This is a genomic window from Streptomyces sp. NPDC037100 (genome assembly GCF_055606225.1).
This window is the reverse complement of record NZ_JBVJSX010000026.1, coordinates 12,306-28,012: the sequence shown is the minus strand read 5'-3', so window position 1 is coordinate 28,012 and position 15,707 is coordinate 12,306. Positions and strand designations below refer to the sequence as shown.

The window sequence follows — 15,707 nt, the reverse complement described above, 5'->3', positions numbered from 1 at the left end:
GAAGGCCAGCTGACGTCGGTCAAGAACCCACTGGGCAAGACGGTCGCCTACGAGTACGACCTCGACGGCAACCGCACCAAATACACCAACGCCCGCGCCCAGACGATCACCACCACCGTCGACGCACGCAACCTGCCGACGAAGATCACCTACTCCGACGGCACCGCGGCGCAGACGTACGGCTACGACGACGCGAGCCGCCTGAAAACCGTCACCGACGCCACCGGCAGCCGCACGCTGTCGTACGACAATGACGACAAGATCCAGACGATCACGTCGCCGGGCGCGAGCAAGCCGTTCACCTATGTCTGGAACACCGACGACACCCTCAAGTCGCGTGCCTACCCGGACGGCCGGACCACCAGCTACGGATACGACAAGGTCGGCCGGACCAAGACCCAGACGACCAACTCCAAGGCCGTCTCCTACGGCTACGACAAGGCCGGCAACCTCACCTCGGTCACCCTGCCCACCACCACGGCCCGCACCGGGACCCGCACCTACGACGAGGCCGGCCGCCTTGCAACGCTGACCACGCCCACCGTCAGCAACACCTTCACCTACGACGAGAACAACCGCCTGGTCGGCGACAAGCCCGGCACGGGCTACCCGACCCGCTACGCGTACGACGACACGGGACGCACGACCCGCGTCTGCACCGACACCTCCGCCACCTCCTGCCTGACAGGCACCGCCGGCACCACCTACAGCTACGACAAGGTCGGCAACCTCAAAACGGCAGCGAGCTCGGGCTCGACGACCACCAACGCCTACGACGACGGCGACCAGCTGAAGTCGACGACAAACGGCACGACCACCACGAGCTTCAGCTACGACGACGACGGCAACCAGACCAAGGACGACGACGGCACCTACGCCTACGACCCGGCCGGCCGCCTCAAGTCCGCGACCATCGGCACCAGCACGTACGGATTCACCTACGACGCCGACGGCAACCGCACAACCGTCAACAAGAACAACGCGCTTGCCGGAACATCCCGCTGGGACATCAACAACCCGCTCCCGCAGCTCGCCACCGACTCCGACGCCTCGGGCGCCCTGCTCGCGGACTACCACTACGACCCCGACGGCACGGCCCGCTCCATGGACCGTACCGCCGGCACCTACTACTTCACCCAGGACCGCCAGAACTCGACCAGCGCGGTCTACGACGCAGCAGGCACGGACAACTACCGCTACACCTACAGCGCCTGGGGCTCACCGACCGGCAAAGCCACCGTCACCGGCGGCCAGCCCAGCCCCTTCGGCTACACCGGCCAGTACAAAGACCAGTACCTCCCCGACCGCCTCCAGCTCCGCGCCCGCTCATACGACACCGCCCAGCGCCGCTTCACCACCCAAGACCCGATCCCGGCAGCCGCGGACAACCCCAACCAGTCCCCGTACAACTACGCCGACAACGACCCCGCCAACCTCTCCGACCCCTCCGGCCAGTGCCCGATGTGCATCGGCGCCGGCATCGGAGCCATCGTCAACGGCGGCGTCTACGCCTACACCCACCAAGACGACTTCGACTGGGGTGACTTCGCCGCCACCACAGCACAAGGCGCAGCCGTAGGCGCCATCGGCGGATTCCTCGCCCCGGCCGGCGGCGCCCTCGCCACCCAACTCGGCCTCTCCGGCGGACGCGCCCTCGCCGTCACCGTCGCCACCGACGCCACCATCGGCGCGGGCCTCACCTGGGCCATCAATACCGCCCAATGCCAGCCCACCTCTCCCACCGACCTCCTGGTCGGAGCAGTCACCGGCGGACTCGGCAGCATGATCAGGCCTGCTTGGGGAGCTTTCAAGGGCCGATTCGGTAAACCGGCAGTAACCATGCCCCCGCGCTTTGGCCCTGGAGCCGCACATTCGGGGGATCCATCCCTGCTGCCTAAGGGAGATGACGAGATTCCTCCCGTCCTGCATCACTACACCAATGAAGCGGGACATGATGGAATATTGGCGAGCCAACAGCTTCGCCCGTCCACCCAAGCAGCAAACCCAAACGATGCCAAGTTCGGCGATGGCCAATATCTCACCGACATCGAACCTGGAACCAAAAGGCCGGGGCAGCTATCCGCAGCCTTCTATCGCGTGCCCTGGCTAGGGAAAAAGGTTTCTCATTATATTTCTATCGATGTACGCGGGCTAGGCGTGCGTAAAGGTAGGCCAGGAGTGTTCTATATACTCAACGATGGGCCTCTTGATCTCACTGGCCGCATCGTTGGGTCTGGAAGGAACTAGCGTGAGGTATGTAAGGGTGGAATGGAGTCACGACTTTGAGGATGAGCCTGTCCTCTATCTGAGTGAGCTCGGCGAAGATGGATACGAGACTCGGAAGATCCAATTCTTTCGTGAAGGTAAGATTGAGTGGGCAGACGAATCGCATGAGACGGCGAGCGTCGGTCTTTCTGAAGTCGCTTTCCCGCTCGATCTTCGAGAAATCTCTGACCAGCCGGAATTTTCTGCTGCAGAGATTGCTCCGGAAGAGTTCGAACGGGAGTGGATCAAGGCTCGTTCTGAGGGATGAGTTGCTGAAGGTTGGCCTCCAGCAGCTGTTCGATCTGCGCTTCCAGGGCTAGTCGCTGTTCGGGGACGGCTGCGAGCGAACGGGCCAGGGGCGGGATCACGAGGTCGAGGGTGCCGGTGAAGGAGGCCACGGAGCCGTGTTCCTCGTGGTCGCCGAAAGCGAAGTGGATGCCGGGTCGCAAGGGGGCGGGGCTCTCCTCGGGGCGTGGGGCGGAAGGGGCAGGGGCCGCGGTGCGCGGGCCGGGCCGCGGTGAGGGGGCGGGCTGGCGCGGTGACGGGCAGGGCCGGGCGACGATGGTGCGCGATGGTGCGGGCCTGACGAAGAAACGTTTCGCCGTCGGCGAGCCACATCTCGATGGACGGCCACGCGCATGCTCGGCGCTCCTGCTCTGGCACGGAAGGGCGGTGTGCGCCCGCCGGTACTGCTCGCCCGAGGCGATCGCGACGATCCCGGACTCCCGGCTGTGTGACAGGACGATCTGCTCCTCAGCCACGGACCAGGTTTTCGCCACCGCGCAGGACGGCGCGCAGGCTGCGGCCGTACGCCCAGGCGTGCTCCCGGGCAGCCGCCTCCAGCCGGTCGTATCCGACCTGGGCCGTCATCTGCCCGTCCCACTTGCGGTACCTGTACACGGGTACTGGCAGCAGGATCCCGGGGGCGAGAGCGGTGACGCCGAGGGCCGCGCAGTAGTCCTCGCCCTGGACGAGGCCGCCCATCGGAGCGGCGCGCACGAGGTCGGTGCGGGCGAGGATCGTGGTCGGCCCGATGGGGATGGTGTCCGCCGGCGACTTCCAGTACGTCCACACGTCACCGGCCTCATGCCGGCCGGGCGGCGTGGGGCAGCGCCACAGGGTGGTCGAGCCGTCCGGGTGCTGGTCCTCGCTCCAGCCGGCGCACCAACCGACTCTCGTCGACTCCAGGGTGTTCAGCCGTACGGCCATCGCATCGTCGGGGAACAGGTCATCGTCGTCGGCCCAGTTGGTGTACGGGGTGCGTACGTGAGCGAGGGCCAGGTTCCTGGCGCAGGCGGCGCCGACCGGACGGGGCAGCGCCAGCGTGCGAACGCGCGGGTCCTGCGCGAGCGGGGCCGGCAGACGGTCGGGCGAAGCACCGTCGAGCGCGATCACGACCTCCCACGGCACGGACTGCCGGGTGAGGCTGGCGTGCATGGTGGTCAGGTAGTCCAGCCGGTCTTCGCGCAGGCGGCTTGCGATGACGACGGTGATCAGGGGCGTGGTGTACGGGGGCAGAGAAGGCTCCGGGAAGACGAGGGGAACTAGCGTCGGGCGGCGGGGCGCGGGGTGTCGGCCTTCGCCGGGGCTGCGGCAGGAGCGCTCTGGGGCTGCCTGCCGCGCGATGCCCGGATGGCGGGCGGGGAGTCGAGGGAGGACCAGGCCGCCGGGTGGTCGTTGAAGGCGGTGCGCGGGTCGGTGGACCAGCTCACGATCGGGCCGATGTCCTCGTGCAGGAGGCTGATCACCTCGACGCCCTCCTTGTGCAGGACGTACCCCCACTGCACGTCCTGCTCATCGGCGGTCGTGTCGGTGACCGACATGCGTACCGGGGGTGAGCCGTCCGGGGTGATCAGGTGGTCGAGGGTTCGGCTGGGCCAGTGCTCGCCGCCCGTCAGCGCGGTCACGAGTGCGGGCGGGGCGTCGTCGAGGAGATCGGTGCCGAGTTCGTCCCAGCCGACGGCGACGTCGTCGATGAGGTGCCGGGACATGGCCTCGATGCTGCGTCCGAACTTGTACTGGTAGGCGGCCAGGAGCAAGGGGAGGTGGTGGCTGGGTACGCCGTCGAGCTGGACGTGGATACCCGTGTATCCCGTACCGCGGGTGGGGCGGGCGATGAAGGAGCGTGTGGACAGGTGTTCTCCGGAGCGAGCGGGGTGCGGGGGAGGTTCGGCGGCCGTCACGGTGGCGCGTGGGTGCGTCTACGCGCGGTCGGACCAGGACGGGATCGGAGGGCCGGAGGCGTCGGTACGCGCGCAGGTGTAGCCGATCAGGCGGGAGGGCTCGGCCTTCGCGGGGACGGTGGCGGCGTCGTTGCACACGAACGTGTAGCGGATGGAGGTGCGGGGCACGTCGTGGAGCCAGGCCCGGTCGTCCTTGCCGGGGTTGATCTGAAGGCCGGAGTGCGCGACGGCGTCGGTCTGGGTGTGCGTGTGGGAGAAGAGGATCAGCGCGCCGCCGTCGGTGGTCTTGAGGGCGTAGGCGTCCGTGTAGCGGTTGGCGGCGCCGGCGAAGACGGTGGTGCCCTGGGCCCCGAAGCGGGTGCCTGTCTTGTCGTGGACTGCGATCTGCCGCTTGCTCGCCTTGGTCGGTGCGAAGACCTTCGTCCCCGTGTTCGTGCCTCCGGTGGCGAAGTTGTCGAGGACCGCGGTGCGCAGCAACTTGGCGTCGGCAGCGAGGTGCTTGTTGCCGTCGGTGGTGACGGCCGTTGCGTATCCGTCGTGGTCGAGGGCGATGTCCGGCAGGTCCGGGCTGTCGAGGTCGACGACGGAGACCATCTCCCAGCGCTTGTGCTGGGGGCGTTCGGCGAACACGGCCAACCGCGAGGGGGCCTTACCCTTCTGGTCCGAGAGGGCGGCGGCGAACCAGCGGTTCTGTCCGGCTCCCAGGCGCGGGATGTACAACTTGGCGTCCGCGGAGTCGTAGGACCACGGCTTGTACGGCTTGCGGTCTGCCGCGGGGAGCCCTTCGGTCTCGGTGTAGTCCGAGATGGACATCGCGTACAGCGGGCCGTCCTCGACCGTGTCGAGCAGGCGCCGGTCGCGGTCGGTGTTGGCCTCGTTGTTGATCTTCGAATAGCGGGTGATGACGTCGCGGGCCTGGGCGGCGCTGAGAGCGGGCACGGGCTTCGGGGCGGTGCTGGCGCGGGGCGTCTGCCGGGCATGGGCGGGGCCGTCTTCGCCGGCGCAGCCGGTGAGGGCCAGGGCGAGGCAGGCGGCGCCGACGAACAGCGGCAGGGTACGGCGAGCGGTGCGGATAGGGGGCTCCAAGGGTCTGCTGGGCGGATAGGGATCAGCGAGCACGACTGGTCGTGGGTGAGGCGGCGGTGCGGCGTCAGCGCGTGTGCCGCGGCGGAGCTGACGGGAGGGCTCGCGGCGGAAGGGACGGTGCACGAGCCGGGGTGGAGTGCAGCCGCGGTGCGGGCGCGAGCGGAGTGAGGGCCCGCATCCGGTCCTCGGCCACGTGCAGGACCTCTCCGAGGCTGCGGATCTCGGCAGCGGCGTCGGCGAGGTCGTAGGACAGGGCGAAGCCGTCGTCCTCCTCGGCTTCCTTGGCTTTCTCGCCGGCTGCTTCGAAGAACTCGCCGAGCTGTGCCAGCAGGCCGTCGGTGGGTTCCAGGATCTGATGCAAAAGGGCAGCGGCATCCGCGTGCGACTCAGCTCCATTGAGCCGGTCGGTCAGATCGCGCAGCGCGTCGCCGTAGACGTAGGCGGGGCCGCCGTCTGGTTTGCCGGGGATGTCCCGGGACGGGGGCGGGGGCGTCGGTTGGGGCGGGTGCACGTGGGGGCTTTCGTGGGGCAGAGCGGGGTGCGGTAGCAGTCCGAGCTGGGCGAGGCGGAGGTCGATCGCCTCGATCAGGTTTTGGGCGCTGCCGCCGTGGCGGGCTTCGGGCCGCTGGCGAGCGCCGGAGGGGGCGGAGTCGTAGAGGACCTCGAACAGCGTCTGGTCGTCGGGGTGCTCGCGGGTCGCGATCCAGCCCTCGGGGTCTCCGGGCGGGTGGTCGGAGGACGGTTCCTGCGGCGGACTGATGATCAGGTAGCTGTCGTCGGGGAGCGAGACGCGCACGATGTAGGCGCTGAGGCCGAACTCGATGTCGCATGGCAGTCCGCGCGCTCGCAGCGGCGTGGTGATGTGCGCGTGGCGGCGCCACAGCTCCTGCCACCACGGCATGTTCACGTCGCGGTGGTCGGGAAGTGGCGCGATCGGAGCCGCGCGGGCGTCCGTGGCGTTCGCCTCGTCAGCGGCCACGGATTCTCCTGCGGGACGCCGGTCGGTGTGGCGGAGACGTTCGGCGAGCGAGGTCGGCTTCTGGCTTCGGAACCGGACTGGAGTCGAGTTCGTACTCGTCGTAGGCGGCGATCAGGTCGTGTTCCAGCTGGGCTTCACGATCGGCGACTTGCGCCATGAGGTCGTCGTGCTCGGCCTGACACTGCTGGTATTCGGCCCAGTCGGCGTCGCTGAAATGAGCGGGGCGGTTCAGAGCATTCCTTGGGATGTGGGTGGATCGGGCTTCGGGGCAGGCGCGGTTAGCGGTGGCGACCGCCCGGCCTGGGTGGCGGAGGCGCCGGCGGGCCTTCCTGACGTGTGAGCGTCGCGAGGAAGCGTTGAAGCCGAGGTGGTCGTCGAGTTCCTTGACCGCGTCACGAAGGGATTCCGAGGTGCGCCGCAGGAAGGCGCGGGCTGAGGCGTGGTCGATGACCATGCGATTCGCGAGGTAGTGCCGGTCGGTCGGGTTGGCAGATCGGGGCAGGGCCAGGGCACACTCCGCAGACTCGGTGAAGTGCGGGGCTGCGTGGCTCGACATGGTCGCCGCCGTGCCGAGATGCTTCAGAACGGTGCCGCCGGCGCGGGTGGTGTGGTGTGGGCTCCGGGCGAAGTCAGCAGTGAGCCGGAGGACATCGCGGGAGAGGTCCTGTGCGTCGGTGGCGTGCTGGAGCAGCGCGGTGTAGGAAGGCTTGGCCGGTACGTGTCCGTTCTCGTCCAGCAGCTCCCACTGCTGGGCAGCGTTGAGCAGTTCGTCCTTCATCGCATTGAGCGCGCCGATAAGCTGGAGCACCTCGTCGCTCGGTATCAAGTCGCGTTGGAAGTCGGGCTTCACGGGCCTCTTGGTCCTCAGTGCATACGGGCGTCGGTGTCGAAGAGCGCCAGTTCGTGGCTGTGCAGGAGGTGCTGAACAATGAAGCTCCGACCTGCGACTTTCCACAGGCCGCGCCCTCGGTTGAGGTGCGCGATGGCGTCCATCTCGACGGAGGTCAGGCCGAGCAGGGAGGCCGCGGCGTGGAGCTGGTCGGTCTCCTGGCGGTAGATGATCCGGGTGCTGCAGTCGGCGAGGAGTCCCTCGGCCAGGGCCCGGCCTTGTGATCCGGCGTCACCGGCGGTGAGCAGGTCGGACAGCCGGTGGATCACCATGAGGTTGGCGATGCCGAGGCCGCGGCTGAGCTTCCACTGGGCCTGCATCCGCTGGAGCAGGCCGACATGCCGCATCAGGCGCCATGCCTCGTCGTACACGATCCAGCGCCGGCCGCCGCTGGGATCGGAGAGGGCGGATTCCATCCAGGCGCTCGCGCAGGTCATTGCCAGGACGAGGGCGGTGTCGTCCCCGGAGCCGCCGAGGCGGGACAGGTCGATGGTGAGCATCGACGCGTTCGGATCGAAGGCGACGGTGGAGGGGGCGTCGAACATGCCGGCCAGGTCGCCGTGGACCAGGCGCCGCATGGCGTGGGCCAGGTCTCGCGCTGCGTCGCCGAGTTGGCCCGACACCATCCCGGCGGCCTCGTCGAGCGCGTGGGGGTCGTTGAGGGTGGCGGCGACGTCGCCGAGGAGCGGGGTGCGGTGCGTGTCGGCGGCGCGGGTGACGACGGCGTCGAGGGCGACGTCCAGGGCGGTGTGCTCCATGGGCATCAGGTCCCGGCCCAGGATGGTGCGGGCAAGGGAGCCGAGCAGGAGCAGGCGTCGTTTGCGGATTTCGCCGACCCAGTCGGCCTCGGACACGCTCTCCGGGCGCGGGGCCGCGTCCAAGGGGTTCAGGCGACCCGGCAGTCCGGGGCCGAGGGCGACGGACCGGCCGCCGAGGGCTTCTGCCACCGGAGTCCACTCGCCCTTCGGGTCGCACGGTACGTAGACGCGGTATCCGAAGGCGACCGATCGCAGCGCGAAGGACTTGGCGAGGGCGCTCTTGCCCTGGCCGATCACGCCGGCGAGCAAAAGGTTGGGGTTGGTGAATCCCTCGACTTTGCCGTACAGAGCGAACGGGTCGAAGACGAATGATGCTTCGGCGTGGACGTCGCGGCCGATGTAGATGCCCTCGGCGCCGAGTCCGCCTTCGGCGAGGAAGGGATAGGCGCCGGCCGCGACCGCTGTGGTCATGCGATGGGCGGGCAGCTTCAGCCGGTTTCCGCGAGAGGAGGCGGGCCCGGGGCGTCCGTTCGGTGGGTAGAGCGGGGCGGGCATCTGGTGCTCGGCGGGCGTGCTTTCGCTCTGGTGGGCGCTGGCTTCGGCGCGGGCTTTGGCGGTGGCCTCGGCGAGCTGGCGGCGGGCGGCCTTGCGGCTGGCGCGGTCGGTGCCGTGGGGGGTGAACAGCGGGCTGGCGGAGGCGCGGCGGGCGCGACGGGCGGGCCGGTGGCTCATCGGGGGCCCTCGATTCTGCGAGTGGTGCTCATCGCACGCAGGCCGTGGTGCGCGGGCGGAGGTCGGTGGGGGTGGTTTTGCGGCGGACTACGTGTCCGGCGGCGAGGTGGCGTTGGCAGATCGTCAGCACGGGCGGGCCCTCGGGGAGCCGCTCTGGATAGCAGGCGCTTGTCTCGGCGTTGGCCTGGGGGGTGCCGGGCAGCAGGTGGAAGGCGGCGTGGACTTCGGTGGTGGCCTGCCAGAGCCTGGTGTGGGCGGTGGCCAGGTGACGTCCGGCGGCCGGGTGAGGGGGCCGGGTGTTGTCGGCGAGCCGGTCCAGAAGCTGGAGCAGAGCGGTGAGGTGGGCGTGCAGCACGTCAAGGTGCAGCCGATCTCCGGGCTTGGGTGGGTCCGCGTCCGACGGCGCTAGGGTCCGTGCGTGGTGGCGGATGCCGGCGCTCGCGGCGCGGAGGTAGGGGTGCGCGTCGTCGGGGCGCGTAGGAGAGGTCAAAGGTGGTGGTCCTTCCTGCCGGTAGGCAGGGCAGTGAGGGGCGTCCCGTCGCGGGTGATCCGGAGTGCGGTGGGTCAGGGTGCGCCCGGGCGCGGCTGGTTCACAGGGCGGTGCGGGCGAGCGGGAGCGCGGTGAGGGCGAAGGCGTCGGGCTGCTGGTAGTTGAGCCGTCGGAGGTCGACGCCGGAGGTGACGGCGTGGGTCTCGATCTGTGCGCAGGCGGCGTCCAGGAGGGCGTCGGTCTCGGCGGTGACGGTGACCAGGCCGGTCAGTGCGACGTCCGCGTGCCCGGCGATGAGCTGGCGTTCGCGGGTTTTGACGTCGGCGTACTCGACGGAGTCCTCTTCGGAATCGACCTGTCCGCGGCGTGCGCGCTCGTTGGCGTCGGCGATGATCGCGGCCTTCTTGCGCTGGACGTCCCGCAGTGCGGACTCGAGCCCCTGCGGCACGTATATAAGGGAGAGGCTGCGGCGCACGCCGGCCGTGAACATCAGCCCGTGCAGGAACCCGGCCCCCATCTCGGTCCTCGGCCAGTTCTCCACCCAGTACGTCGCGTGCCGTGCGCTGTCGGTGGCGAGGCGGTCGTACTCCTCGAACTGGACGACGGGCCCGGCGGCTGCTGGGGCGGCTTCTGCGCGGCCGGTCTCGGACCACTGCTGGAGCGCGGCGAGGGCCTTCGGGTCGTAGGCGGTGCGAATGACGGCGGCGATTTCCCGTGCGCTCAGCCAGCCGGTGACCTGGAGACCTGCGTTGCGGGCGGCCTGCGCGATGGACGCGGTGGTCTGCTCCATGACGGTGAACGCCCCGGGCAGCCCTCCGCCGGCCTGGTTGATCAGGCGCCGGGCGGCCTTGAGGTCGAGGGAGATGGCGAGGTAGGTCTCGTGCGGGGCGGCGGCGGGGCCGGCAGAGGAGACCAGCTCGGAGTAGATCTGTCCGGCGATGGGGGTCTGGGGCTGCCCGTTGTGGGTCCAGTGGCGGGTGAGAGTGTCGCCCGAGTCGGGGACGGTGCGTTCCAGCACCTGCACGGTGGCGATGTGCCCGGTGCGGGCGATGCCCGCGAGGGCGCGTCCCCAGCTGTTCACGTTGTGGTTCTGGGTGGCGGGGTCGAGGAGGGCGAAGGCGCGGCTGGTGACGCGGGCGATGGCGGTCAGGGTTTGCTGGTGCGGGTCGTGGACGGCTGCGGCGCCGTTGGCGGAGTCGCCGGGGGTGACCACCTTGAGGGATGCGGCGGTGCCGGGCAGATGGAGGACGCCGTCCTGCCGGGGCCGGGTGACGGGCCGAGCGAGCCAGAGGGTCTGGCCGGTGCGGCGACGGTGCGCATACCGGGTGACGATCGGCGCCCAGTCGATCAGGGAGCGGCCGTGCCGACGGATCGCGACGAGTGCCCCGGATGCCGCCCACAGCGGTGCCAGGGCGACGGCGCCGAGAAGCCCGGTGGAGATCACCGTCATCAGCAGCAGGGCCAGCATGCAGGAGACGAGTACGAGTTGAGGCAGGGAGAGGCCGAGGAGGATGCCGCGGCGGCTCCGGTGCGGGAACTTCACCGTGACCGGGGCGACGGAAAGATCAGTCAAGGGGCGGGTCCTGGAGGCGCGGGTGGAACCCGGGGGCGGGAGGGCGCGTGCACATCCCGCCCCCGGGAGTCGGTCAGGGAATCAGAGGCCGGTCGGAGGCGGCGGGGGCCCGCTCGCCCCGCTGGACGGGGCGTTCTGCGTACCGGAGGACGGCGGTGCCCCCTGCGGCGGAGGGGTTGTGGTCGGCGGAGTGGACTGCCATCCGCCGCTCTGCCCAGACGCGGCACTCGCACCGGATCCGCCAGGCCCCGGGCTGCCGCCCACCTGGCCGCTTGTGTCGTCGGACACGCTCGTCGGCGCGGGATGGACGGCCTTCTCCAATCCGGACTTGACCGCGTCGCCGCCGGGCGAGGCCCCCGTTCCGCCGCTCTGCGATCCCTCCTTGCCCTCGCCGCCTCCGCCGGTCGGGTTGGCGGCGATGTCGCCAGGGAAACCGCCTCCAGCAGCAGCCTCACTGCCCAGCGCTGCGGCGCCTGCTCCGGCGGCAGCGCCACCGGTTCCGGCGGTAGCCGCAGCGGCGGCGGTCTTACGGGCGGCCTTCTCGGCGTGAGCCTTGGCCATCTTGGCCCCAGCGCCACCGGCCCGGTGGATGGACTCGCCGTCGGCGCCGTCGGCTGCCCAGTGCACGAACTTGAAGACGGCGTACGGGCACAGCAACACCAGAATCATGATCACGATGCCGGACATAACGTCGGCCAGAGCGGCGATGCCATCGCCGGCCTCGGTCTTGCCCATGGCGGCGATACCGAGCACGAAGATCACGGTCATTAGCAGCTTGGAGACGACGAGGGTGGCGGTGGCTTCGATCCAGCCCCTGCGCCAGCGGCGCGCGACCTCCCAGCCACCGCCGGCGGAGGCGAAGACGGCCAGGGTGACCATGACGAGGATGCCGACCTTGCGGACCATCATCACGCACCAGTAGAGGAACGCGCCAATGGCTGCGCCGAGACCGGCGACTGCCGCCACGAGCCAGCCCAGTGCGGACAGGCCCGGGATTTGGCCGACCTTCACGATGCGGCGCACAGCCGACTCGATGTTCAGGTTCGCTGTCTTGAACAGGCCGGCGGACAGGGCGTCGACCACTTCGACGGCGACCGTAGTCAGGGCGATGGCGCAGAAGGAGAACAGAACGCCCGACATGGTGCCGGTGAACGCTTGTGTCAGGGCTTGTCCGTCGCGCCTGACGGCGGCTCGGACCAGCTGCGCGCAGAACGTCGCGACCAGCAGAACCAGACCCAGCGGCAGCAACATTTCGTAGTTGTCCCGGAACCACCCGGCGTTCAGGTCAACCTTGGTGGTGGTGTTGACTGCCTCGGCCGCCAGGTCGGCTGCGGCGGCTGCCAGTTCACCGGCGGACTTCGCCATCCAGTCGCCCATGGCCTTGGCGGGGTCCGAGGCGAAGTCGACCGCGTCACCGACGGCGCACAGCTTGTCTGCCAGGGGCAAATCGCAGAAACCCACGGGGAGTTACTCCTCCATTCTTGTGTCAGGCGCGGGTCACTGCGTGACGCTCGGTGCGATGGCGGCCAGGGTGCAGTCGTGGTTCGGGCGGCACTGGACGGCGAGGGTCACGGCCCGTTCCTCGGCCCCTCCGCCGCCCTTCTTCCAGCTGAGCGTCTGTTTGCCGTTGACGGTGACGACGTAGATGTACGCCTCGGTGATCGCGGACGGGTCGTCGGCCAGGGCCGCCTTGAAGGCGGACGGGTAGTGGCCCTCGGTGACGCTGACGGTGGCGTGCTGGTCCTGGTCGGCCATCCGCGACCACAGCACTGGATCGGGAACCTGGCCGGAGACCGAGGCCCAGTCGGCGTACTTGGTCTCCGTGGTCATCCAGGCGCGCATGCCGGCGAGCTGCTGGTCGCGGCTGGTGTCGCGGGTGTCGTAGGACCACAGCATTCGGGCCGCAGCCTTGGCGTAGGCGACCGGCTCGGCGATCTGCGGAGGCTTGGGCACCGAACCGGATCCGGAGGAAGGCTTCGGGGCGGCCTCGGAGGAGGACGGGCTGTCAGTCGGGGCAGGCCGGGCCTCGTCCGGGGCCTGGTGGCTGTTCCCACCGCCGGTCAGCAGGGCGACGATCCCGGCGATGGCGAGCAGGACGGCGACTACGCAGGTGACGATCGCGATGCACCGGTTGGCCGACCAGCCCGAGCCGTACGAGGACAGCGAAAAGGAGGGGGATCGTTTCCGCATCAGTGGACCTGCGACCCCAGGCCGGAGAAGAAGGCCACGATTCCGTTCGCGGCACCCAACCCGAGGGCAGCGCCGGCGGCCACGACCGCGCCCTTCTTACCGTTGGCTTCGGCCTGGTGACCACCGGTGTGGTGACCCCAGGCCCATACGCCGAGCGAGACGGCGAGGGCGCCGACGACGGCGATGATCCCGAACATGTTGATGCTGTTGACGACGTTCTTCAGCACACTCAGCCCGGGCAGTCCGCCGCCTTTGGGTGAGATTCCTGGGTCGTAGGCGAGCTGGATGACGCGGTCTGCGAGAGGGACGGACATAGGTGTGGCAGGGCTCCTTGCATACGCGGGCCAGGCGAGAGCCGGCGGGAAAGGGGGAAAACGGAGGGGGGTGCGCTCGGAGCGCGGAAGTGGCCGCGGCGGCGCCCCGCCCGGACCGGCGTCGGGCAGAGGCGGGGCAGAGTCCACTCCTCGGGCCGGGGCGCGGCTTCGAAGCCGCTTTTTCGGCTCGGGGCCAGGGAGGGCTGCCGGGGCGTTCTACTTCGGAATCGACGGCTTCGGCGCCGGGTTCGACTCGTACGGGTTGGCGCAGTCGTAGATCATGTATCCGCGGATCTTCTTGCCGTCGGACTTCCGGGTCACCGTGCCGTGGGTGTACCAGGTCTTCTCTGCGCGCTTGTACGCGAACTGGATATAGGTGACCTTGTCGTGCCGGTAGGCGATGCCCACGACGGTGGACTTCTTCGAAGGGTCCTTGCGGACCTTGACTGCCTTGCACGAGATCGTCGTGTGGCCGGTGTCGTACGCCTGGGCTGTGGAGGCGCTGGCTAGGCCGCCGGCCGCCACTGCGAGGCCGATCGAGCTGGCCGCGAGGGCGCGCCGGACGCGGGAGTGGATTGTCACGTGGATGCTCCGGGGTGTTGGGGGATGGGGAGTGGGCCGTCGGCTCGTCCTGCTGGGCGGCCGTCGGCGAAGCGGTCGAGAGTGATGGGGAGTCGGCCACCGAGCCCAGCTATCGGGCAGACCGCCGGTGAGGTCCTGGTGACGGCGGCTCGCGGGCCTGCGGGCTGACCGGGATCAGATGACGCGGCGGGCGGCGAGGATCGTCCAGTCCTTGATCGGGGTGATCCGGACCGGCTTGGTGGTGCGCGGCGCCTCGATCACGAGGCCCTCGCCCATGTACATGCCGACATGCTCGGGCCGTGCGGCGGTGCCCCGGCTGAAGATCAGGTCCCCGGGCTCAAGTTGGGAGGGCGAGACCGCCTTGCCCTCGTTGACCTGCGTGTACGTAGTGCGGGTGAGCGTGACGCCGGCATGCGCGTACGCCTGCTGCATCAGGCTGGAGCAGTCGCAGCGGCCCATGGGGTCGGGGCCGTGCGAGTTCGTGCAGGAGCCGCCCCACTGGTAGAGGGTGCCGAGCTGCTGCATCGCCCACGTGATGGCCTTACGGGCCCTCGGATGGGCGTCCTTGGGGATCGAGTAGCCCTTCGGGACGCTCCCCTCGGGGATGCGGCCGAAGCCGGAACCGTCCTGGCCCGGCGCGCAGCCGGTCGTACTGGTCGACGGCTTCTTGTCCTGGTCTGTGTCCTGGCCGTCCGCGTCACCGCCGCCGGGGAAGGTCTTGGCGATGGCGGCCTGCAGCGCGGTGGTGAGCTCTTCCCACTGCGCGTACGCGTCTGGCAGGCCGGACTTCTGCACGGCTTGGGCGGCCTGGGTGACGGTCATCTGCTGCCACCCGCTCACTTTGAGCAAGTGCTTGTAGAACTGCTCGCTCGCGTAGGTGGGGTCGCGGATCTGCTCGGCACTGCCCCAGCCCTGGGAAGGGCGCTGCTGGAAGAGGCCGAGGGAGTCGCGGTCGCCGTAGGCGAGGTTGCGCAGTCGGCTCTCCTGCATCGCCGTGGCGAGCGCGATGATCTGTCCCTTCTTGGGGACGTCGAGGGAGAGGCCGGCGGCCACGATCGTCTGGGCGTTGGGGACCTGCTCGGCGGGCAGGTCCAGGCCCTCGACGTGCACGTCCTTGCCGGAGGCGCCGTCGAGGATCTTGGTGACCTGTTCGGCGACCTTGTCGCTGTCGATGTCGCTCAGGCAGCTGCTGAAGGAGCCGCTGCTCTGCACGGCGTCGGCCGAGGAGGCCAGCATCATGCCGGTGCCGGCGATCAGGATCGGGGACAGGAAGACGACGCCGATGCCGGCGGCGAGCCCCTTCAATCCGAGTGGACCGCTCGCCGGTCAGCGGTTTCGGGCATGGGTGGGTAGCGAGACATCATGAGCGTGTCCTTGGGGGTGCGGTGTCCGGCGTACCGCGTGCGCGAGGCGTCTCGGAAGGGCGCGGCAGCCGGGGTGGGCGATCGGGACGGGCCGGTGCGGGGCGAGTTGCCGCTCGCTCCGCGTGGCCGGGCCGTGAGCTAGGTGTGCCGGGGCAAGGGGTACCTCCGTGAGGTGTGGCAGGGGAGTGGCCAGCGGCGGTGTGCGCCGGGCGGTTCAAAAACAGTAGGCGCGGATCGGCGGTTGACCAAAAAGTCGGCGTGAGGTGCCGGAAACCGATACCTCGACAGGGCACTTCTTGGGC

General features: G+C 69.5%; 16 protein-coding genes. 2 read left to right on the top strand and 14 right to left on the bottom strand.

Annotated features, from left to right (window positions below):
- Both ACZ7EG_RS39750 and ACZ7EG_RS39745 read left to right on the top strand, forming a co-directional pair.
- Window positions 1–2,247, top strand: a 2,247-nt coding sequence (locus tag ACZ7EG_RS39750) for an HYD1 signature containing ADP-ribosyltransferase family protein (RefSeq protein WP_471089825.1), incomplete at its 5' end; no start/stop codon positions are given.
- A gap of 16 nt (window positions 2,248–2,263) precedes the next feature.
- A complete protein-coding gene (locus tag ACZ7EG_RS39745; protein WP_470541085.1) occupies window positions 2,264–2,533 on the top strand; it encodes a DUF6881 domain-containing protein in 270 nt (89 codons plus the stop codon).
- Here ACZ7EG_RS39745 and ACZ7EG_RS39740 read toward each other — a convergent pair.
- From ACZ7EG_RS39740 to ACZ7EG_RS39675, 14 genes are all read right to left on the bottom strand, one after another.
- Window positions 2,511–2,714 (bottom strand): hypothetical protein, encoded by a 204-nt coding sequence (locus ACZ7EG_RS39740; RefSeq protein WP_470541083.1) that lies wholly within the window; start codon window positions 2,712–2,714, stop codon window positions 2,511–2,513. The genes ACZ7EG_RS39745 and ACZ7EG_RS39740 overlap by 23 nt on opposite strands.
- Before the next feature lie 304 nt (window positions 2,715–3,018).
- Window positions 3,019–3,762 carry a glycosyltransferase gene (locus ACZ7EG_RS39735; protein ID WP_471089834.1) on the bottom strand — a complete coding sequence of 248 codons (744 nt, stop codon included), beginning with the start codon at window positions 3,760–3,762 and terminating at the stop codon, window positions 3,019–3,021.
- Window positions 3,763–3,809: 47 nt separating this feature from the next.
- The gene (locus ACZ7EG_RS39730; protein WP_471089831.1) at window positions 3,810–4,382 is read right to left on the bottom strand and encodes a hypothetical protein; all 573 of its coding nucleotides are present in this window, start codon (window positions 4,380–4,382) and stop codon (window positions 3,810–3,812) included.
- Window positions 4,383–4,466: 84 nt separating this feature from the next.
- Complete coding sequence (locus ACZ7EG_RS39725) at window positions 4,467–5,534, bottom strand: DUF8094 domain-containing protein (protein ID WP_471089821.1); 1,068 nt, start codon at window positions 5,532–5,534, stop codon at window positions 4,467–4,469.
- A 64-nt stretch (window positions 5,535–5,598) separates the two neighbouring features.
- Window positions 5,599–6,513 (bottom strand): hypothetical protein, encoded by a 915-nt coding sequence (locus tag ACZ7EG_RS39720; RefSeq protein WP_471089819.1) that lies wholly within the window; start codon window positions 6,511–6,513, stop codon window positions 5,599–5,601.
- A complete protein-coding gene (locus ACZ7EG_RS39715) occupies window positions 6,503–7,363 on the bottom strand; it encodes a hypothetical protein (RefSeq protein WP_471089816.1) in 861 nt (286 codons plus the stop codon). Before ACZ7EG_RS39715 ends, ACZ7EG_RS39720 begins: the two co-directional genes overlap by 11 nt.
- A 14-nt stretch (window positions 7,364–7,377) precedes the next feature.
- Entirely contained in the window at window positions 7,378–8,892 is a 1,515-nt protein-coding gene (locus ACZ7EG_RS39710) for a VirB4 family type IV secretion system protein (protein WP_471089813.1), read from the bottom strand.
- Between the two features lie 28 nt (window positions 8,893–8,920).
- Window positions 8,921–9,382, bottom strand: a complete 462-nt coding sequence (locus tag ACZ7EG_RS39705) for a DUF6238 family protein (RefSeq protein WP_471089810.1) — start codon at window positions 9,380–9,382, stop codon at window positions 8,921–8,923.
- Between the two features lie 100 nt (window positions 9,383–9,482).
- Window positions 9,483–10,955 (bottom strand): SCO6880 family protein, encoded by a 1,473-nt coding sequence (locus ACZ7EG_RS39700; RefSeq protein WP_471089807.1) that lies wholly within the window; start codon window positions 10,953–10,955, stop codon window positions 9,483–9,485.
- 81 nt (window positions 10,956–11,036) lie between these two features.
- Entirely contained in the window at window positions 11,037–12,416 is a 1,380-nt protein-coding gene (locus ACZ7EG_RS39695; protein ID WP_471089804.1) for an SCO6881 family protein, read from the bottom strand.
- Window positions 12,417–12,452: 36 nt separating this feature from the next.
- Window positions 12,453–13,145, bottom strand: coding sequence for a hypothetical protein (locus ACZ7EG_RS39690; RefSeq protein ID WP_471089801.1), 693 nt, complete (start codon window positions 13,143–13,145; stop codon window positions 12,453–12,455).
- Entirely contained in the window at window positions 13,145–13,459 is a 315-nt protein-coding gene (locus ACZ7EG_RS39685; protein ID WP_011031268.1) for a DUF6112 family protein, read from the bottom strand. The genes ACZ7EG_RS39690 and ACZ7EG_RS39685 overlap by 1 nt, the downstream gene beginning before the upstream one ends.
- A gap of 216 nt (window positions 13,460–13,675) precedes the next feature.
- Window positions 13,676–14,041 carry an SH3 domain-containing protein gene (locus tag ACZ7EG_RS39680; protein ID WP_471089797.1) on the bottom strand — a complete coding sequence of 122 codons (366 nt, stop codon included), beginning with the start codon at window positions 14,039–14,041 and terminating at the stop codon, window positions 13,676–13,678.
- A gap of 174 nt (window positions 14,042–14,215) precedes the next feature.
- Window positions 14,216–15,346, bottom strand: coding sequence for a C40 family peptidase (locus ACZ7EG_RS39675; RefSeq protein ID WP_471089794.1), 1,131 nt, complete (start codon window positions 15,344–15,346; stop codon window positions 14,216–14,218).
- Between the last annotated feature and the right edge of the window lie 361 nt (window positions 15,347–15,707).